The organism is Dictyobacter aurantiacus, from assembly GCF_003967515.1.
GTDB lineage: Bacteria > Chloroflexota > Ktedonobacteria > Ktedonobacterales > Ktedonobacteraceae > Dictyobacter > Dictyobacter aurantiacus.
The window spans coordinates 192643-212143 of record NZ_BIFQ01000001.1; the positions used below are offsets into that span (position 1 = coordinate 192643).

The 19501-nt window shown below is 51.5% G+C and carries 15 protein-coding genes; 6 read left to right on the forward strand and 9 right to left on the reverse strand.

From position 1 onward, the window contains the following. Positions 1 to 51 precede the first annotated feature (51 nt). Both KTT_RS00820 and KTT_RS00825 read right to left on the reverse strand, forming a co-directional pair. Positions 52 to 1296: an NAD(P)/FAD-dependent oxidoreductase gene (locus KTT_RS00820; RefSeq protein ID WP_126594177.1), complete on the reverse strand. Its 1245-nt coding sequence runs from the start codon at positions 1294 to 1296 to the stop codon at positions 52 to 54. Positions 1297 to 1479: 183 nt separating this feature from the next. Further along, positions 1480 to 2205 carry a spheroidene monooxygenase gene (locus tag KTT_RS00825; protein WP_126594178.1) on the reverse strand — a complete coding sequence of 242 codons (726 nt, stop codon included), beginning with the start codon at positions 2203 to 2205 and terminating at the stop codon, positions 1480 to 1482. A gap of 267 nt (positions 2206 to 2472) precedes the next feature. On the opposite strand from KTT_RS00825, the gene KTT_RS00830 reads away from it, so the two are divergent. Next, positions 2473 to 3096 (forward strand): helix-hairpin-helix domain-containing protein, encoded by a 624-nt coding sequence (locus KTT_RS00830; protein ID WP_126594179.1) that lies wholly within the window; start codon positions 2473 to 2475, stop codon positions 3094 to 3096. 265 nt (positions 3097 to 3361) lie between these two features. Here the strand turns inward: KTT_RS00830 and KTT_RS00835 are convergent, their stop codons facing one another. Together KTT_RS00835 and KTT_RS00840 are read right to left on the reverse strand one after the other, a co-directional pair. Then, positions 3362 to 4204 carry an aminotransferase class IV gene (locus KTT_RS00835; protein ID WP_126594180.1) on the reverse strand — a complete coding sequence of 281 codons (843 nt, stop codon included), beginning with the start codon at positions 4202 to 4204 and terminating at the stop codon, positions 3362 to 3364. A gap of 43 nt (positions 4205 to 4247) precedes the next feature. Continuing rightward, positions 4248 to 4661, reverse strand: a complete 414-nt coding sequence (locus tag KTT_RS00840; RefSeq protein ID WP_126594181.1) for an EVE domain-containing protein — start codon at positions 4659 to 4661, stop codon at positions 4248 to 4250. A 343-nt stretch (positions 4662 to 5004) separates the two neighbouring features. On the opposite strand from KTT_RS00840, the gene KTT_RS00845 reads away from it, so the two are divergent. Both KTT_RS00845 and KTT_RS00850 read left to right on the forward strand, forming a co-directional pair. Further along, positions 5005 to 5355: a DUF4342 domain-containing protein gene (locus KTT_RS00845; protein WP_126594182.1), complete on the forward strand. Its 351-nt coding sequence runs from the start codon at positions 5005 to 5007 to the stop codon at positions 5353 to 5355. A gap of 144 nt (positions 5356 to 5499) precedes the next feature. Then, entirely contained in the window at positions 5500 to 5985 is a 486-nt protein-coding gene (locus tag KTT_RS00850; RefSeq protein WP_126594183.1) for a DinB family protein, read from the forward strand. Between the two features lie 148 nt (positions 5986 to 6133). Here the strand turns inward: KTT_RS00850 and KTT_RS00855 are convergent, their stop codons facing one another. Next, on the reverse strand, positions 6134 to 8560 hold the full coding sequence (locus KTT_RS00855; protein ID WP_160145553.1) for a DNA gyrase/topoisomerase IV subunit A: 2427 nt from the start codon (positions 8558 to 8560) through the stop codon (positions 6134 to 6136). A gap of 72 nt (positions 8561 to 8632) precedes the next feature. Then, positions 8633 to 10729 (reverse strand): DNA gyrase/topoisomerase IV subunit B, encoded by a 2097-nt coding sequence (locus KTT_RS00860; RefSeq protein WP_235845560.1) that lies wholly within the window; start codon positions 10727 to 10729, stop codon positions 8633 to 8635. A 558-nt stretch (positions 10730 to 11287) separates the two neighbouring features. Between KTT_RS00860 and KTT_RS00865 the strand changes: the two genes are divergently transcribed. Next, a complete protein-coding gene (locus KTT_RS00865) occupies positions 11288 to 12013 on the forward strand; it encodes a zinc ribbon domain-containing protein (protein ID WP_126594185.1) in 726 nt (241 codons plus the stop codon). A gap of 23 nt (positions 12014 to 12036) precedes the next feature. Here the strand turns inward: KTT_RS00865 and KTT_RS00870 are convergent, their stop codons facing one another. After that, a complete protein-coding gene (locus KTT_RS00870) occupies positions 12037 to 12321 on the reverse strand; it encodes a J domain-containing protein (protein WP_126594186.1) in 285 nt (94 codons plus the stop codon). A 271-nt stretch (positions 12322 to 12592) separates the two neighbouring features. Between KTT_RS00870 and KTT_RS00875 the strand changes: the two genes are divergently transcribed. Then, complete coding sequence (locus KTT_RS00875) at positions 12593 to 13849, forward strand: YihY/virulence factor BrkB family protein (RefSeq protein WP_126594187.1); 1257 nt, start codon at positions 12593 to 12595, stop codon at positions 13847 to 13849. Here the strand turns inward: KTT_RS00875 and KTT_RS00880 are convergent. Beyond that, positions 13802 to 14689, reverse strand: coding sequence for a hypothetical protein (locus KTT_RS00880; protein ID WP_126594188.1), 888 nt, complete (start codon positions 14687 to 14689; stop codon positions 13802 to 13804). The genes KTT_RS00875 and KTT_RS00880 overlap by 48 nt on opposite strands. 272 nt (positions 14690 to 14961) lie before the next feature. Here KTT_RS00880 and KTT_RS00885 point away from each other — a divergent pair, with 272 nt between their 5' ends. After that, positions 14962 to 17880 carry a sensor histidine kinase gene (locus KTT_RS00885; protein ID WP_126594189.1) on the forward strand — a complete coding sequence of 973 codons (2919 nt, stop codon included), beginning with the start codon at positions 14962 to 14964 and terminating at the stop codon, positions 17878 to 17880. A 51-nt stretch (positions 17881 to 17931) separates the two neighbouring features. Here the strand turns inward: KTT_RS00885 and KTT_RS00890 are convergent, their stop codons facing one another. After that, positions 17932 to 19401, reverse strand: a complete 1470-nt coding sequence (locus KTT_RS00890) for an acyltransferase family protein (RefSeq protein WP_126594190.1) — start codon at positions 19399 to 19401, stop codon at positions 17932 to 17934. Positions 19402 to 19501: the final 100 nt, after the last annotated feature.

Sequence of the window (19501 nt, forward strand, 5' to 3'; positions counted from 1 at the left end):
AACTTCTGCTATCTCTAACACTCAGCCATGGGCGCTTATTCCCATTCAGCTCTATTGGACGCTTACCGCCACAGGTTTGTTGATGCGCTCTAGCATCCTGTCAAGGAAGCGCTTGCCGCCCGTGGCGATCAGAGACGGATTGCGCGCCAGAATGCCCATCACCAGGCTGGCGGTAAAATCACCGCGTAAAGCCTGGGCAGCCTGAGCCGGGGTGAGGCGCTTGAGAAGATCCAGCGAGCTATCCCACTGGGCATCGCTATATGCCGTGATGTGCTTGTTGATCATATACGCGATATCCATGTCACGCGCAAAGCGCGCACGCCAGCGCTGATCAAAGCGCGACAGATAGGCGCCCGAGGTATCGCCAGCCTGAACGGCTTCAGCGGCAGTCTCACCAGCCATCTGACCCGAATAAATCGCGAATCGAATGCCCTCACCTACCAGGGTGGAACCATGGCCACCGGCGTCACCGGCCAGCAACAGACCATCGCGCGAGAACGCAGGCAGAGTGCCTTCGGAAGGGAAGAGCCCGGTGTGGTATTCCAGGGGGCTGGCGCCTTTAAAACGTTGTGCCAGTTGTGGGATCTCGCGCATGATGCGGTCCAGGTATACACGTGCATCCTCATCATTATCAGGATGGATCACGCCCACGCCCAGGCGAACGCGGCCGTTGCCACGTGGAAAGGCCCAGGCGTACCCCTGTGGAGCAAAGGCGCTCCCCATAATCAGAAACAGCTCATCCTGAGGATAGTTGGGAGCGTAAAGATCGTATTCTGCCCCAAACCCATAGCGATGAAATGCCCCACCCATGTCGGAACGTACACCAATATGACGCGAGAAGCCGGAGGCGTCAATAGTGACATCAGCATGCACCGTCATGCGCTCACTGACGTGGGTCTTGGCCGTGACACCAACGACGCGTCCCTGCTCGAGCAGCGCCTGCTCTACCGTATGACGCACACGCAGTTCCGCGCCAGCGGCTACCGCGCGGGCGGCAAGGTGCTGGTATAAACCACGAATATCTACCACACAGGCAACCGCAGGATTATACTGGAACGAAACTTCCCGATGTGGAGTTAAGAAATAGACAGTTTTGACCGGATGATACAGGTGTTCAGGTATTCCCAGTGCCTGCATATCCTTGATCCAGGTCCCACCACTGGTATGAATAGGATAACCAATTTCGTTTTGACGCTCTAAAACCAGTGTGCGAACGCCTCGCCTGGCAGCGGTCTCTGCAGCCGCCAGACCAGCAGGCCCACCGCCCACTACGAGCACATTATAATCGTCTGACATGGAAGTCCTTCTTTAGGAGAATGATGCATAAAGAAAACGTTGCCCATCATTCCCATGAAACGTTCAAGGGATGCATACAGGGGCATGTTTCTCACTCTTATCGTGGTTAGTATAGTCGAACTATGTTGGACTGTCTATACTGATAGACAAAACACCCTGCTGCATTTCAATACTACCCGTATACTATTCAGTCAGCGTGCCAAGCGGATCTATACCGTCCCAGGTTCCAAAGGAGGCCAGCGGGCGAAAGCGCGCGAACATTTCTTCCCTGTACCACTGCTCCTTCCTCGTTCGTTTGATGACATCAGCATGCGCGGCAGGCCCATATGCAAACTGCTTTACCGAAGGTAATGTAGACCAGATACTCAGCGTTGCCTGGTAAAACAAAGGCGCCTCTCCCACGCCAACCGATTGCAGCAGGGTTGGCTGTTGAAGCAGTTGCTCGGCGACCGCTGGCACAGCCTGCAGAAACGCCCTCACCCGCCCTGGGCGTATGGTGGCACGAGTCAGGATAATCCATGGATCTGATTGAGAGGGAAGAGCAGCCGAGAACCCCTGAAAGGGATCATTACCACCCCATGTGCCATGCCAGCTGACAGGCAGCATATGCACAGTCCAGAATTCTTCCGCGCGTTGATAGATGCGTCCCATCACGGCTGACGTGCTTTCAAAACGCCGCAGATCCTCCAGCGAACGCCAGACGGTAAACAGGGCGTAGCGCTGCAGATCAGCGTGCGGATCAAAGACCCGTCCCTGCCCCACCCCGAGTAAACGCCAGAAACGCAGACCGGGAACGTGCGCGAGCGGCCAGCGATCAAGACCCAGGTGCGCCAGAGTCCGTACACGCTCCCGGCGTGGATATCGAGCCAGGGTGAACGCGACAACCGGCTCGTGATCAGCAATATTCATATACTGTTTTCTTTTCTCTACTATAAGCTCTCAAATAAAATATCCTCACCCTACTTCGATCCGCCTGTAGACTGCCCTGATAGGGCAATGTTTTATTTGACGTAAGCTCGAAAAAATGCTATAATTAGAACAAGATTTCGAACACTTGAGCATTCATTTTTTGGTATCTTTTCATCCTTCGTCCCTCGTATGTTCTCCGTTTTTACTAGCCAGAAAAAGAATTTCCCTATATAGGACGTTACACATCGAACAGGGGGAGCAACGTATATGAGTATTATGCAAATTACCCAGACGGTTCATATCATGCCAACGCTTCTACCCAGATCTAGCAAGAATACTGCTCAGCTTACGTTGCCAGGTATGGAAAAAGAACCTGAACCGACTCCAAAAATTACCAATCGACAGATCGCTGAGGTGCTCTCAGAGATCGCTGATATGCTGTCTGCGCAAAATAGCAATGTCTATCGCATCCAGGCCTATCGCAACGCTGCTCGCGGCATTTTAGAGCTTGATGAACCCGCTGCCGATATCCTGGCGCGTGGAGAACAGTTGCCCATTGCTGGCCTCGGTACACGTTTGCATAGCCGTATTCGGGAACTGGTCGAGTCAGGTACCATGACCATCAACAACGGCTTCTGTATGGACACCCTTCCCCATGGGGTCATTGCATTGATGTCCGTCGAACATGTTGGTCCCTATACCGCCATTCGGCTCAATCAAGAATTAGGGATCGATTCGATCGAAAAGCTCTGGTGGGCGGCTCAGCAGCAACGCATTCGTAAGCTGCCAGGATTTGGCCCCCGCAGCGAGGCGCGCCTGAAAGCGGCCGCGGAACAACTACTGCCAGAGAACAGAACAGCCAATCATAGTGCCCCGCGTGGCGCGGCCTAATAGATTCGGGCTCGAAGCCCGAATCTACGGTATTACCCTTCTTGATACATAATCAAATTAGGGGAGAGAAAATCTTAAGAACGTGTCTGACTCTCACGATCATCGCTCTGAGCATGCTTGAGTTTGCGCACCTGCGGTGCTCAAGAGTCCTTTGTGTGCTGGTGCATCGGGTGCGCGGATGCGCACCCGATGCACCAGCACACAAAACCAGCGCGGCCGCGCGGGGGCGCTGACGTGCCCCTATATGACAAGGGTAAGACATGTTCTAAAAGTTTCCCTGCTCAACCATCTCAATAAAACGTTGCTCCAGCTCATACGTACGCGCTCCTGGTTTTCCATTGCCAATCACTATATCGTTGATCTGCACCACCGGTGTGATCTCTTTTGAAGATGAAGTAATAAATGCTTCGTCGATGCTACCCAACTCATGAAGATGAATGGGACGCTCTTCAACAGCGAACCGCCCACGTGCGAGCTCTAAGACAACATTCCTGGTCACGCCGATGAGCACCTCGTGCTGAGGCGTAATCAATGTGTCACCATGGAAGACAAAAAAATTACTCCTGGTACTTTCTAACACGTGACCATGCTCATTGACAAAGAGCGCGTCACTGGCCTGCTGCTGGGCTGCCTCCTTCAGGGCTCGAATCGCGGAGACGTAATTAGACGTTTTAGCCTCGGGCAAGGCACGTGTGAGATGAGTCGTGATCAGCTTACAGCCACGGCTAAAGCGCTCCATATCTCGCTCAGCTAGCGGCGTAACCATGACGGCCAGTCCGGATTGACCGGCGGGCAACACACCGTCCTCGCTAATACCACCTGTCACCAGCAGACGAATGGTGGTGTGTTCGTACGTATTGCGCTCAATACTCTCTAGCACAATATTCCTCAAAACATCAAAAGAAAAGGTAACATCTAATTCGATCAACTGAGCCGAACGGTATAAACGCTGCAGGTGCTCATCTAGATGGAATGGACGGCGATGATAGGTGCGCAATGACTCAAAGACACTATAGCCACGTAAAACCCCAACGTCATTGATCGAGATGCTCGCCTCATGCGGATGCACCCAGTTACCGTTGACATACCACCATGCCTGCTCATCCATAGCTCTTACCTCTTTCTCGCAAGCTTATAGCTGCTCTATATCATCAAGTTAATGCATTGGCTGGATACTGTTTTTGAAACCAGGCCACAAACGTGTCGGGTACAGCCATCGTTGAAAGTCTGCTCTGACGGATCAGGCTCCAATCATCAAAAAGATGGGTCTCTTTAATCGCTTTCAGGGTGACCGGCTGTGGGAACTGGCGCACAAATGCCATATCAACCACCCAGCTTCTGGCATCATCAACAGCGGGGCGCGGATCAGAGGTCACGCGAGCCAGTCCAACGATCGCCGCGGCACTCATGCTATGATAAATCAAAACCATATCACCGGGATGCATGGTTTGAATAACACGAACGGCCTGCGCATTACGTACCCCATCCCATACCGTCTCTTTCTCCGACGCAAAACGCTCGATTGAATACGTCTCTGGATCAGTTTTTGCTAAAAAATACGCCATCTACATTCCTTCCCTGCATCTTCGCTCTGCTTCAGGCAACAGGTCATTGAGCCGCGAGGATGCAGTATATAATCATAATTTCATCATAGCAAACAAAAATACAGGCGTATAGAGCCACCACGAAAAATATCCTACAAAAGTGCATGCGGATTTATCTAACCAAAAGCCGTTCTGTTACGTATACAAGGTGTAGTCAACAAATTGATGACATCCATGTTCATCGTAAAACAAACCAGGCGCCGGTTGCTTCTACGAGGATACATCTGTTTACGCATCTACTAAATATTGTTGAAGATTCTATCGGAAGCGTTATTGTAGACGCATATAAGGAGAAGCTTTTAGTATGAACCAGACAGATCCAAATCTCGAGCCCAAATCAGGCTATGGAGTAGAAGAGCTACAAGTTGTTGGAGAGCAGCTACTGGCCAAGGTGAAAGAACTTGTCCATGAGGGCAATGTACGCCGCATCATCATCAAGCAGGAGGGCCGCTCAATCATTGAGTTTCCCCTGACCCTTGGCGTTGCCAGTATCGCCATCGCACCCGTCTGGGCCGCCCTGGGCGTTCTGGGCGCATTGATCGGCCAGTGCTCAATTGAAGTGGTTCGTACCGATGCGCCAACGACCAACCCAGCCGATCTGGCCGGGGAGCATAGCGTTGATGAAGTAAAGCTCGACGGTGGCGCCACCCTCTAAGCGACCACATCACATACAGGGAAAAAGCCCTGGCGGAAGAGAGTTTTCCGCCGGGGCTTTTTCGCTTCCCTAGAAACCTCAACTTAATGGTATATAATAACCAGATAACGATGACATTTGTATAAGCGAAAGGATATTCTGTGCATGCCCGTTGCTACAAGTGAACAACTAGAACAATATGCGGCTATTCCAACACAGATTGCCAGGGCCGTCGAAGGATTGAGCAAAGAGCAACTTCTACAAACACCCATTGAGGGTGAATGGACGATTCATGAGGTTATTATTCATCTGGCTGACAGCGAAGCGGTTGGCTTCTGGCGACTACGTAAAACCCTGGCAGAACGAGACTCTCTATTGGCGGTCTATGATGAAGATGCATGGAGCAAAACGCTTTTCTATCGCCAGCAGGATTATCGCCTGGCTCTAAAGCTGTTTACAGATCTCCGCGCCTCCAGCGCGGCTTTGCTCGCCCTTCTACCCTCCCAGTCGTGGGAACTAACCAGCACCCATGCTGAACGCGGCAAACTCAGCCTCTATGACCTCTTCCAGACATATCTAGAACATGGAGAAATCCACCTGCAGCAGATAGAGCGCATCAAGCAAGCCCTGACAACGACAGGCCACCCGTAGGTTCGACCCTCGCGGCCGATTTCTCCTCGCCGCACGAATATGCATCACACATTCGTTTCCATGATCCTCACGTTTGGTGGACATGGGTGTGCGTGAAGCGGAAATCGGCCGCGAGGGCCGAACCTATGGTTCGGGGTCGCGGCGGCGCTCATAACTTGATGATTCTATGCACCGGTCCGGTGACGATCGCTTCTCCTGCATGGGAACGCAAAAAGGTTTTAATATCCGCGGCCTTCTTGACGATGGCCTGTTCATTCTTGCCATTTGCCACAATGATCAAGAAGGTGTCATCTTCTTGCGCCAGCATAGTCTGCACCACATGGTCATTAGCGGCCAATTCAATGGTAAGAACGCCAGCGGTCGCTCGTCCTTTCTGGGCAAATTGACCGATGGGGACCTTTTTAGCTTTTCCACTCTCGGTGACTACCAGCAGGTTGGTCACACTAAAGATATCGCGATCAGCTTCAATGGCCGGCTCGCTATCCAGGTAAGAGGCGCTTACAACAGTACCACCCTTATTCAGGGCAATCGCGGCAACCCCCTGACCGCCACGTCCCTGGCTACGCAGCTGCTCATCACTGAAACGTAACGTCAGGGCGTTATCGGTCGAAACGATGTATTCTCCACGCCCATAAGAGATCAGGGCGGTAGCCACCGTGTCACCATCGGCCAGCTTCATATCCTGAATGCCATCAACATCGGTCGCTTTATACTCACTCAGGGGCGATTTCTTAACCTTGCCAGAAGCGCTAAATATGACCAGGTAGCGGTCCTCGTCATAAGCATCAACCGGGAGCACGCTGACAACCTCTTCATTGGGAGCCAGCATCAGCAGATCATGGATGAACTCACCCTTATTTGAGCGCGTAGTGACCGGGATGCGGTGCGTGGCGATCTGGCAGACCCGGCCGCTTGAGCATACACATAACAGGTAGTCCTGTGTCGTTGCCGCGACCAGCTGGCGCAGCTGCTCATCTCCCCGCACCGGCGTATAGACTGCATTGCCATTTTTGCCTTTCGGCCTGTACGTGTCTATAGGCAACGCCTTCAAGGCATTGTTGCGGGTAAAGCCAATCAGCAAGGGTTCGCGCTCGTGGAGGCTCTCAACCTTCTCAATTGGTGTCAGCACATGGCTTTCAGCATCAATGATGGTGCGTCGCTCATCACCAAATTGTTTGATGAGTTGCTGCATCTCTTTCTTCAAGGCAGTGATCAGAGCCTTACGGTCAGCGAGCAGGTGCTGCAGCTCTTGAATGCGTGTTTGGAGCTCTTCCCGTTCGCGTGCATACTTGCTGCTATCCAGACGCGTTACCTGAGACAGGGTCATCGAAGCGATAACATCAGACTGAATGGCGGTAAGCTTGTAACGGGCCTCGATCTCTCTGCGCGCCGCCGTCCGATCTTCAGCCTGCTGAAAGATCTTGACGATCTGCTCGGCATTGGCGGCACCTATCACCAGTCCCTCGACCACGTGCAGCCGTTCCTGGGCCTTGCGTAGATCATACTGTGTGCGCCGGGTAAAGACATCTATCTGATGCCCATTCCAGTAGTTGAGGAGCTCAACGACGCCCACCTGCTTCGGTTGTCGACCGGGCTGCATCGATTCACCAAAGAGGAAAACCATCTGGAACGAGAGCGCGATCTGCAGATCCGTCTCTTTGAACAGCTGCATCAACGTCTGCGCGGCGTCCGCGTCTTTACGCAGTTCCAGCACGATACGTGTCCCTTTTTCGGTGTCGCTCTCATCACGTAGATCGGGCATTAAACCTTCGAGCTTGCGCGCGTTGATCGCTTTAACGATGGAGGCTTTGAGCTTATCACGGCCGATGGGAGGGATCTGGGTAACAATCAGCGCACGATTGCGCGGCGTCTCTTCCAGCCGCACGTCCGCGCGCACAATGATGCGTCCCTTGCCGGTGGTGAAATAATCTTTAATACCATCAATGCCAATAACGCGGCCGCCCTGCGAGAAATCTGGCCCCTGGATATAGGTCATGATCTGCTCAACCGTCATATCGGGATGATCCAGCAAAGCGATACAGGCCCGCATCACTTCGCCTAGATTATGGGGAGGGATATTGGTGGAAAGTCCAACGGCGATACCGCTTGAAGGATTGACAATGGGCGGTATACGGCCAGGCAGGTAATCCGGCTCCTGCACCTTGGGATCTTGCTTGTAGGTAGGGTGTAGCGGCACGGTGTCGCGCTCGATATCTGCCATCAGGGCTTCTGCCAGCGGCGAGAGCCGCATTTCGGTATAGCGATAGGCGGCGGGCGCATCGCCATCTTCACTCCCCATATTGCCCTGACCCTCAATCAAGGGATAGCGCATGGTAAAGGGCTGCGACATCCTGGCCGCAGCTTCATATACCGAGACATCCCCGTGAGGATGATAGTTTCCGAGAATCAGTCCCACAACTTCAGCGCTCTTGACCGTGGGCCGCGACGAGAGATAGCGCGCGTCAAGCATCCCTGCTAGAATGCGTCGCTGCACAGGTTTGAGACCGTCACGCGCATCGGGCAGGGCACGATCGGTAACCACCGAAAGTCCATAAGTCGCAAAGGCTTGCGACATAATTACAGAAAAATCTTCGCGGATAATTCCCGTTCCAGAAGAATCTGTTTCTGTTATATTACTAGCCATCTGTTATACGTCCAGTTCCTTAATTTTGCGGGAATGTTCGGCCAGGAATGTACGTCTACGCTCCGCATTTTTATCTTCCATCAATTCTGCAACAAGCCTGGCTGCCAGGACTCCATCTTCCATGGTGACACGCTTGAGCATCCGTCTTGCGGGATCCAGGGTGGTATCGCGCAATTCTTTGGGATTCATCTCTCCCAGGCCTTTAAAACGCTTGAACTCGAGATTCTGCGCGTCTGGATGCAGACGAATAAATTGGATGCGTGCCTCGTCATCCAGTAGCCAGTGCACCTTGTTTTTGTATTTGACCGAATAGAGCGGTGGACAAGCGATATAGACATGTCCCGACTCGATCAGCTCGCTGAATTCCTGATGAAACAGGGTTAAGAGCAGACATTGAATGTGCAACCCATCCACGTCGGCATCGGTGGCGATAATAATGCGACTAAATTTAAGACGGCTGAGGTCAAACGTGTCGCGTGTACCGGTGCCCAGCACGTTGATGATGGTGCGAATCTCCTCATTTTCAACGATGCTCTTCAAGTCGGCCTTGGCCACGTTTAGTGGCTTTCCCTTCAACTTGAGCACAGCCTGGAAATCCGAGAAACGGCCCTGACCGGCGCTACCACCGGCGGAATCACCCTCTACGATAAAAAGCTCGGCACGCGAGGAATCACTGGTGTTGCAGCGCAAAAACTTTTTCGACAGACTGGTATCGATCAGTTCGCCACTCTTTTTGTTACCAGCACGCGCCAGTTCTTCTACCAGTTGTGCCTCATTGCGGGCTTTCTGCATCTGTTGGATCTTCTTGAGCCACTCTTTGCCTGCACTGACATTGGACTCAAACCAGTCTTTGAGGCCTTCATCAACCACGGAACGCACCAGACCCTCGACAGGTGCATTGTTCAGGCGATCCTTGGTCTGCCCCTGGAATTGGGGATTGGTGAGCTTCACCGAGATAACAACGTTTAATCCTTGCTGGATCACTTCTGGTCTGAAGCCATCGCGTTCGCGGTTTTTAATGATGTTCCATTTTAACGCATAGTCATTCACGACCTTGGTGAGCGCGGCTTTAAAACCAGTTTCATGTACCCCACCATCGCGTGTTCTCACAGCATTGGCATAGCTGTACATGGAGATTTTATAGCCAGACGTTGGCTGCAAGGCAACCTCGACCCGCACCTCATCTTTCTCTTTCATGATGCTGATGACATGCTTGAATAACGGCGTATTAGTGGTCGTCGCCAGGTCGCGTACATAATCAGGCAAGCCGTCGCGCGAATAGAAGACGCGCTCAACCTGCTCGTTCGTGGCGTCGTCCCAGGCATTAAGATGAAAGGTCACGCCACGGTTAAGATAGGTGGCAGCTTTGAGACGACTCTCTAATGATTCCAGAGAATAATAGACATCTGGATCAAAGATTGAACTATCATATAACCAGCGCAGTTGGGTGCCGTGCAGTTTGGGATCGCATGGTGTAATCTGGTGCGGCATAGCCGTCCCACGACTAAATGTTTGATAAAATTGCTGGCCATCTTTCCAGATCGTCAATTCGAGTTTTTCGGAGAGCGCGTTAATAACTGTCGAACCCACGCCGTGCAAACCACCCGCCGTCTTATATGCCCCCTCAGCAAATTTTCCGCCCGAATGAGGCACCGTCAAAATAACGGTAGCCGCTGGCAAATATTCTCCCTGATAGAGCATTGGATCGAAAGGCATACCGCGCCCTTCGTCGCGAACTGTCACCCACCCATCCCGGTCGATCTGCACCCAGATGTGTTTACCATATCCCGCGACCGCCTCATCCACAGCATTGTCTAATGCTTCCCAGATCAGGTGGATCAGTCCAGAGGTAGACGTAGAACCGATATACATGCCCGGGCGATGTCGGATAGCAGCGATACCTTCCAGTACCTGGATATCTGCTGATGAATAGGTTGTTGCACTCTTTTTGGTGCGTGTCGCTTGTTTTGCTTCTGCTTTATTTAAAATCATTTCTTCAGTATGTTCACCTGTTCTCCTCGTATCAAAGAGAGAGAGTTGCTCATGTGTGGCATCCGACTCATCTCGTAGAGGAGGGAGTGCATTGGGGGAACGAAACATCTACCCTTTTACCTCTCTTCAGAATGCTTTGATTGCTTATTCAGCATACAGCCTTCATTCCTGAAAGTCAAGATGGGATTGGACCAAAAGTTCTAATTCCCAATAGCTTTTTGATCATGTGTTCTCATAAGGCTTGTACGTCTCTATTCTTGTCCTCAAAAATGAAAATGGAAATGCTCTCGTGAGCTGCGGCATTGAACATTATAAAACGACTCGGCAAATGATCAATAACTCTACCCCTTTGGGCTATTTTTGAGTTATCGCATGGAGCGCATGGATGAACATTCCATGCGATAATACACAGTACCAGCGCGGCTGCACATGCGGAGCTCTCACGTCCCCTTATAACTTGCGGCCTGCATGGCGTTTCGCACCTGCGGTGCTCAGCAATCCATGGTGTGTTGGTGCATGGGGGCGCGGATGCGCCCCCATGCACCAACACACCACTTAAAAGAACCAGCGCGTCCACTGCGCGGACGCGCACGCCAATAAAGTGCTATAGTATACAATAGTTCGTTCTTACTACAATATTCCTGGGAATAAGGGGGGGTCAACAATATGAAACCTATTGTTGGTCAATATGAGTGCGTACATAGTTCGGGGGTTGGTCTGGATTACTTTACGTCCCGCATCGATCGACTGGTGCTCCAGTCAAATGGCAGTTTTGTACTGACAACGCAAACCCGGAGCCGCGCTGCCAATGCCGCTCAATCATTGCTCAAAGGGCAGCAGGTTTCACCTGCTGCGCCTGAAACGCGCATGGAAGGGACGTATACACAGCAGGATTTGCTGGTCTATCTGCAGTTTAATAACGGCGGCAGTGAACAGGCTCACCTTCCTCCTGATGGCTCTGGTATACAGGTTGGTCCGAATTACTTTACGAAAGTTTCAGATTCTACGCTGCTGCCCCCTACCCACCGGTTGCAGAAAGATATGGACGATATCGCCAAAGGGTTAAAGATCGCCAGTACGCTGGGTGGCATGGCGGTAAAAGCAGCCAAAACCATTCATGGAACAATTCAGTCGGTTCAGGAGTCTGGCAACCAGCAGCCAGCTGAATCAGCACAGCAACCCGCCGGTCCCTCAGCGGTGGCCCCGGCCAGGCCTGCTTCCGCACCTACAGCAGCGGCGGCTCCTCAGCAACCACCAGCACCACAGCGTGTCGTCAATCCCACGCCCGCTCCCCCCCCAGGGCAGCCAGAGGCCATCTTCTGCGACCAATGCGGAGCACGCTGTCGTCCCGGCAAACGGTTCTGTAATAGCTGTGGAGCACGCCTGGCATAACATATCACCGCGACCTGCCTATCTTACCTGGCATGTTCTTTCGCCAGGTACTCATAGGCAGCAATGATACGCTGCATCTCTTTAGGATCCCCTCCACAATCCGGATGATGGCGTTTCGCCAGTTTGCGATAGCGCCGCTTAATCTGTTCCGGGGTTGCATTCGCAGGCAATCCCAACACAGCCAGAGCCTGTTGCCGCTGTACAATGGGGCGAGCGGGATTGGCACCACTCTGCCAGAACGTCCGCACCCCGATCCGTACCGCATCCCATAATAAAAAGACAAAAGATCTTGGCGGTTTTGAGCTCATTTTCTTCTTTTCTACTCATCGGGCAGATGCTACTGTTACATTTGCCTATACTATACGCTATTCTTTCACACAATGAAACGCCTATCAAGCATCACCCGTAAAATACATAGCAGGAATAGAAGTTCTATAGTATCGGATTTCTGTAGACACCTGACTGGCTGGCTGGCCTGACATTTCATGCTATATAACTGACTATCTCTGCTGAAAACAGACCATTTCACACCGGTATTATCCCAAATACTCTTTTACCAGCTATAAGTGAGGTGTTTCTATGGCAAGTGAGAATTCGAACAAGGATAATTCACTCAAATCAACATCCAAGAATGTGATGTCTACGGCGGAAAAAAATACGAAACCGATGAAGTTGTTTTTGCGCAAGTTCAGCAATGACTGGGGAACGACCTTTTCAGGTGCACTGGCCTATAGCCTGCTAACTGCGATGCTTCCCATCGCCATTGCCATTGTAGCAATTTTAGGCTTTATCTTTATGGCTATTCCAGGCACGCAGCATAGCGCCAACATCCTGGATGCGCTCAGTAAAATCCCTGGGCTGGGTGCGGCACAGAAGGATCTGATTGCCAGTGTTACCGACCGCCTGGCCAAGTCGGCTGGCTTCCTGGCTGTTCTGGCCGTTGTGCTGGCTGTCTTTGGCGGCTCTCGCCTCTTCGTAGCCATCGAGCATGTACTGGATATCATCTATCGCGTACGCCCTCGACCTGCCTTGAGGCAAAACGCGATCGCTATCGGCATGATGTTGATCTTTACCATCCTTGTCCCTATTATGGTCTTTGCGGCTACACTTCCTTCGATAATGCTTAATATCGTTGGTAATAATCCTGCACTAAAGGCTATTCCGTTTCTATCAACCCTGGCCGACAATCCAATCACTATTCAGGTAGGAGGCTACATCGGTGGCCTGATCGCTGCGTTTCTGTTGTTTGAAGCGATCTATATAATTGTGCCTAATCAGCGCATCAATCCCCGTAATAGCTGGCAAGGAGCTATCGTCTCGGCCGTCTTGCTAGAAATCTTTATCGCGCTGTTTCCGTTCTATACGTCTCGCTTTATGGGGAACTACCAGGGACAGATTGGCTTCGCGGTCGTGCTGCTGGTATTCTTCTACTACTTCGCGGTCATCCTGATATTGGGCGCGGAAGTGAACGCCTTCTTCTTCGAGAAGGTTCGCCCCCTGCCCAATGACCTGGCGACCTTCGTGAGCACGATGGGTGGCAAACTCAATCAGGATCGTCCAGAGGCAGAGTCTCCAAGCCATGTCGACTCACAGCCCACGGATCGCGCCGACTACACGCATATTGCGCGCACACGCCAGCACGAAGAGAAAAATCAGCAGCGCAATATGCAGCACCAACAGCAACTTAGTCGTCGTCAGTTGAGGCAGGCACAACAGAACGAGAAAGATAAAGATAAAAATAAGCAACCAGGCAAAGGCTCTACCACACTGGCGGTTGTCGCTGGATCATTACTGGCGATGGTCATTGAGATGTTCCGCATTCGTAGTGGCAAATAACTGCCGCACGACTTCCGCAGCCAGGCCGGGCCGACTCAGCCCATATGCGCAAAGAGCGGCCCCCTGCGCGGCTTCAAAGTCCGCAAGCTCGGTTTCAAGCTGAGGATAATGAAAAAATCGATAGCGATCAGCAAAGTGATCAATGATTACTTCTTTGCGCAAGGCGGCCGGTTGTGTGGTATGATCCAGGACAACAATATCTTCAATGTGATGGATAGCCATCATAGCAGCCAGTTCTCTCGTCAGTTGTTCCAGAAGCGCCTGCCTCTCTACATCTTTTCTCTTCTGACTATCCACTTCTCTGCAATCCGCCACCGGCAATACCTTCCATTCACCAGATCCATCCACCAGCTGTCCATGTTGTAAAACCACCAGCCGATAGGCATTGTCCAGCAATTCCAGGTAGTAGAAGGTAAGCTCTAACCATGGAGCATCTTGCATCCTCATCTGATAGAGCAGATAGGCGATGTGGCATATGCTAGCGGCTGAACCGAGACTCGGGCGCATGGCGCGCTTATGTGCTGCGATTGTGGGTAAATATTGAACAGAAGGCAAAAGATGCCCCTGCAGAGAAAGGGGGAGAAGAAACGAGGCTGCATCTTCACAAATTTGCTCTCCCATTACTGGTTCATCACGCCATTGAGCCAGAGACATAAACCTGTTTTCGCCAGACGTGGCAACCGCGATGCTGATATCAGGATAACGGAAACACGCTTGTTGTAGATAGGTCTGCAGCACACCATCATCCTGAAAATGCTTCCATTCTAAGGGAGTTTCATCCTGTGCCAGGCAGATTCTCCAGTCCGCGGGTAGACAATCGATACCCATATACACACCCATAACGTCTCCTCATTTGACCTCTTACAGCGTTCGCTCACCGTGCCGGTGTCGTGGCGGTATTATAGCATGCACGCAATAATACCACCACGATACCAGCATGGCGTCAGATCCTTTTGACCGCATTGGCGCATTTCTTGACGCGAAGTAGATGAATCTGCTACACTTTGACTCAACAAGACAAAACCTCGTACAGACATGGTTTGCACCGTTGCTGGCAATACATCTCCCTGTCTTTATGCTTTGATAGCATTTCTTATAAGAGGTCAACATATATGCAAAGTAAACGTTTCTCATCTGCGGATAGCCAGGAGCAGAACCGCCTACGCAAAGCTTTGCGCGAAAGTGAACTTTTACGAGATTTGGCAGAATTATTGGCCTCTTCATTGGATCCCACGCGCATTCTGCAGGTGCTTGTAAGGCGCGCTACCGAGGTCTGTGACGTCTCTCGCTGCACGGTCTGGCTCCTCGATGATTCCCACACCACATTTCTTCCATCCGCCTATCATATGTCAACCCTCAATATTAAAAGCAATGTTCTGCAGGCCGCCGACCGCGTGTGGCGCCATAGCTCGATCTCCTTTGAGAATCCCGTCATCCAGCAATTATTACGTGCCAATGGCTTGCTCTCCCTCCCCGATCTTTCCACCGAGACATCCATGCTGCCGCTGGCGGAAAAGTTTTTTGTACGCTCGGTCTTACTGGTCGCGCTTATTCGCGAGGATCGGCCGGTCGGCATGATGTCGCTCGATAATCCGGGACGGTGTACAGAATTTAGCCATGATCAGCTACAGATGGCGCGTGCGATCGGCCAGCAGGCCGCGGTAGCTATTGATAATGCGCGTCTCTACCAGGAAGCTCAAATAGAGCGCAAGCGCGCGGAACGATTGATTGAAAGAGCACAATCTATTTATCAAGTCGCTATGGCGGTCAATTCCGGTGACGAGCTTCCCGATGTACTGGAAGTTGCTGTCCAACATCTCGCGCGAGGACTCCACACAGACCAGGCTGCCATTGCTCTGCTTGAGCACAATCAACTGGTACTCACGAATCGCTCCTGCCTTCCACTCGTGTCCAACGCGCCTGCCGCCCTGATCTCAACCTTTGAGAATTGCTGCGCTGCAATCAGTCAACAATATCCTGTATTTATACATCAAGAGCAGCTCACGCGGGCTGAACAATCCTGGTTTGAGCACCTGAAGATGCACAATATCCTGATCATTCCCTTACTGGTTGGCGGAACACATTATCAGCTAACACATCAGCAGGAATGCACTCCCAGCCATGATAAACATTGTGTCGGCTTTGCATTCGTCAATTACAGTCAGACACCCAGGCCGCCTTCTTCAGGATATCTCGCCTTTGCGCAAGATATCGCCGCCCATTGCGCACTTGCTATTGAGAAAGCACACCACCTGGCCGAGTCACAAAGGGTGCAAGCCCTGGCCAACGAACGGGCAAATACCCTGAACGCAGTGTTCAACGCTATGACCGAGGGACTGATCGTATGCGATACGCAGGGCAAGGTCATGCTCAGCAATGAAAACGCTGAACGCTTTCTGGGACTCACCGGCAAGACACAAAAGCAACTCGCGGACTATCTTCAACATCATCCAGTCTATACACTCACAGGCCAACAAATTGCCCCCGAGCACTTTCCACTTACCAGGGCGTTGCACGGCGAACGCGTCCGTGGTGAACGTTACCTGGATACATCCCATGATGGAAGCGAGCAGGCTATCGAGGTCAATATTGAGCCACTACTCGATAACAACCTGCAAAAGATTGGTATCGTCAGTGCCTTTCGTGACATTACTGAACAGGTCCGGGTCGAACGCCGCATTCGCCGTGCTCTGGACACCATGCTGCACGCGGCTGAAGCGGTATCAGGCCTTACCGATATCAAGGAGATCCTCTATCGCGTCCTCGCGATGACGCTGACCGCCCTCAATTGCGAGCGCGGTGTAGTGCAGATCTATCAGGAAGAGCAGCAGGACTTCGTACCTCTTCTCGCCATTGGCTTTGTGGAAGACGAGGCTAGAGCCTGGTTGGATGAACACGCGGGCTGGTTTTCACCAGACGCGAATCACCATCATGGCATTCAGGAGCAGTTGAGAGAGGGGCATGCAACCCTGGTAAGCGAAGAGCATGTCATATCAGCGCAGGAGCACTCTGACATCATCAATCAGACTCTGGTACTGGCTACTCCGATCACGCACAATAAACACTTGCTCGGTATGATGCTGCTCGATCGCTCAACTTACTATAAGAAAGCCACCTCCCGCACGCCCGGCGCGACCCGCCCTCTTCCTGCACCAGGCTTTAATGCCTGGGATATGGCCGTGGTCGAAGGGATCGCGCAGTTTGCGGCTCTGGCCATTGAGCAGACACGCTGGCAACAAGAAGCAGAAATAGCTCGGACCAATGAAGCGACGATGCGGGAATCCAACGCGCTTAAGGATGAGTTTTTGGCCATTACGGCCCATGAGTTTCGCACCCCTCTGACCATTATTCTGGCCCATAGCCAGATGATGTCCCGCTTGCTTGGAAAAGCCGTGGAGGTGGTACCGGAGCTCAAAGAGCGCCTCAATGAAAGTATTTCATACATTGAGGAGCAGACGCGCCAACTGACAAATATCGTCAACACGTTTTTAGAGGTGACGCGGCTTAATCGTGGACAAATAGAGCTCAACTCTGAAGAGCTCAATCTGGCCGATCTCTTGAAGGAAGCGGTCCATAGTCAGAGCGCGACTTCGTCTATACATCATATTAGCCTGAATATAACCAGGGCCCATAAACCATATATTATACGCGGCGATCGCGCCCGGCTTCAGCAAATTTTTGTTAATCTGCTTCAAAACGCCATTAAGTATAGTCCCGATGGCGGCCCCATTACCATCACGATAGCTCAGACTCAGCGCAATGGCGCAACACCTCAGATCGAGGTGACAGTCGCCGATAAGGGCATCGGCGTCCCGGTGCAGGCGCAGCAGCATCTTTTTGAGCGCTTCTATCGCGCTCCCAACATCAGCCATAGCCAGGCCCGTGGAGTTGGACTCGGTCTCTATGTGGTCGCGGAGTTTTTACGCCTGCACAATGGTACCATTGAAGTAGAGAGTAGTGGCATCGCTGGCGAAGGAAGCCGTTTTACAGTCAAACTGCCACGCTTTGAAAAAGATTCCTCTTCGGCATAAATACATTCCCAAAACCATCAATACCCAATCCACGGCCCGCCACATTCACAATTATATGGCGTTTTTGGTACTTGAGGATGAGCCAGAGAGTGCCATCGGCATCTTTCTGGCAGGCGCTGGCTCTTGTATAGTGATGGTCTCAAGCTTGCGTGGCGTGCGCTCAATACGTTTGCATAATTTTTCACCCAGGCGCATACCTGGAAGTTCCACCCAGCGATACAGTGTAAATGCTAGCGGGATCGTCGTCACCCCTACCCACAACACATAGACGATATATTGTGCCGTACCGCTCCAACCCAGATTCTGAAATCGTGGCAAGAGCGCACTCAAAAAATAAATAACAAATGGATCATGCCACATGTACAGGCTAAACGAAACGAACCCGATCCAGCGCAATGGCGCCCATTCGAATGGCCTCTGCAGCCAACGCGAACCATGCAAAATGGCGAACAAGATAACACCATAGGCAATAGAAAAACCATCCTGCATAACAATATCACGATAGCTTTCCATAAAGTCCTGGTAGGGATCAAGAAAATGAAAGGCGCGATGAATCATGTAGATCACATAATAATGCCAGATATTGACCACAAATAATAGAACCAACCCTACCAGGAGCATAAAAGGGCTGTAGCGCTCCAGGCGCCGCTTGCACCTGCCTGCATCAGGCGCGTTGTGCAGATATACATACAACATGCACACAAACATACCAATCGCGAATGACTCGAAAAACTTACCAACCGTCCCAAAGATGTATGGCCGGAGCATCTGTGCGAAGCTATATGGCACAACAGCATCTAATTGATGCGTATCGGCCAGCTTAAATCCCCAGTAACGCGTCAGAAATCCCCAGGCCAGTAAGAGGATTAAGCATAAACTCATCTTGAACAGGCGCAGACGCAGCGATCCGCCACGTACTACGCGACCCATCAGCCAGGCGACCAATGGCAGAAGCAGATAAAATTGAAACTCGATGGCCAGCGTCCAGAAAGGAGCATTCAACTGCTGATAGGTAGCCGGGAAATCCATGCGAAACGTCAGAAAAAGCAACACTTTATCCCAATTAGCGGCACGTAGATAGTCAGGACTGAGGTAAAGAAGCATCAAAAAGAGGGCGACATAATAACCGGGCAGGATACGAAATATGCGGCGGATATAAAAGCGCCTCAAAGAGGGCCAATCACCATCAAACAACATGGCTTTGGCATAGGGGAGAAAAAGCAGAAAACCCGACAGGAGAAAAAAAAGCAGCACCCCTGTCTCACCAATCAAAGCCAGCGAGCTTACCATAGCTCCGAAGTTGTCTAAAAAGGGAGACCAGACATGACCAACATAGGCCCAGAGATTTAAGTGAAAGCTGACCACACCCAGGCAGGCGAGAGCTCGAACGCCATCCAGCGCATAAATTGTTTTTTTCTGCTTACCATCCTCAAGCGAAAAGGTCACAGACTGGCTCCATGCACGCATGCTGCGCATAAGATCATGAGCAATGGGCATTAATGATGCCTTCCACCACCACATCTCAGTACCATCCTTTACACAACCTTGATCTTACATCACACATTTTAACTTCATTTTTATTTTAAAGCATGCGAAAAATTTTCTCGATATGAAACGGTCA

Excerpts from the sequence above, each read along its gene's own strand:
- KTT_RS00865 (WP_126594185.1), top strand. The coding sequence starts at position 11,288 with ATGAAACCTATTGTTGGTCAATATGAGTGCGTACATAGTTCGGGGGTT.
- KTT_RS00860 (WP_235845560.1), bottom strand. The coding sequence starts at position 10,729 with ATGTTTCGTTCCCCCAATGCACTCCCTCCTCTACGAGATGAGTCGGAT.
- KTT_RS00825 (WP_126594178.1), bottom strand. The coding sequence starts at position 2,205 with ATGAATATTGCTGATCACGAGCCGGTTGTCGCGTTCACCCTGGCTCGA.
- KTT_RS00885 (WP_126594189.1), top strand. The coding sequence starts at position 14,962 with ATGCAAAGTAAACGTTTCTCATCTGCGGATAGCCAGGAGCAGAACCGC.
- KTT_RS00890 (WP_126594190.1), bottom strand. The coding sequence starts at position 19,401 with ATGTGGTGGTGGAAGGCATCATTAATGCCCATTGCTCATGATCTTATG.
- KTT_RS00870 (WP_126594186.1), bottom strand. The coding sequence starts at position 12,321 with ATGAGCTCAAAACCGCCAAGATCTTTTGTCTTTTTATTATGGGATGCG.
- KTT_RS00850 (WP_126594183.1), top strand. The coding sequence starts at position 5,500 with ATGCCCGTTGCTACAAGTGAACAACTAGAACAATATGCGGCTATTCCA.
- KTT_RS00845 (WP_126594182.1), top strand. The coding sequence starts at position 5,005 with ATGAACCAGACAGATCCAAATCTCGAGCCCAAATCAGGCTATGGAGTA.
- KTT_RS00830 (WP_126594179.1), top strand. The coding sequence starts at position 2,473 with ATGAGTATTATGCAAATTACCCAGACGGTTCATATCATGCCAACGCTT.
- KTT_RS00840 (WP_126594181.1), bottom strand. The coding sequence starts at position 4,661 with ATGGCGTATTTTTTAGCAAAAACTGATCCAGAGACGTATTCAATCGAG.
- KTT_RS00880 (WP_126594188.1), bottom strand. The coding sequence starts at position 14,689 with ATGGGTGTGTATATGGGTATCGATTGTCTACCCGCGGACTGGAGAATC.
- KTT_RS00875 (WP_126594187.1), top strand. The coding sequence starts at position 12,593 with ATGGCAAGTGAGAATTCGAACAAGGATAATTCACTCAAATCAACATCC.
- KTT_RS00820 (WP_126594177.1), bottom strand. The coding sequence starts at position 1,296 with ATGTCAGACGATTATAATGTGCTCGTAGTGGGCGGTGGGCCTGCTGGT.
- KTT_RS00855 (WP_160145553.1), bottom strand. The coding sequence starts at position 8,560 with ATGTCGCAAGCCTTTGCGACTTATGGACTTTCGGTGGTTACCGATCGT.
- KTT_RS00835 (WP_126594180.1), bottom strand. The coding sequence starts at position 4,204 with ATGGATGAGCAGGCATGGTGGTATGTCAACGGTAACTGGGTGCATCCG.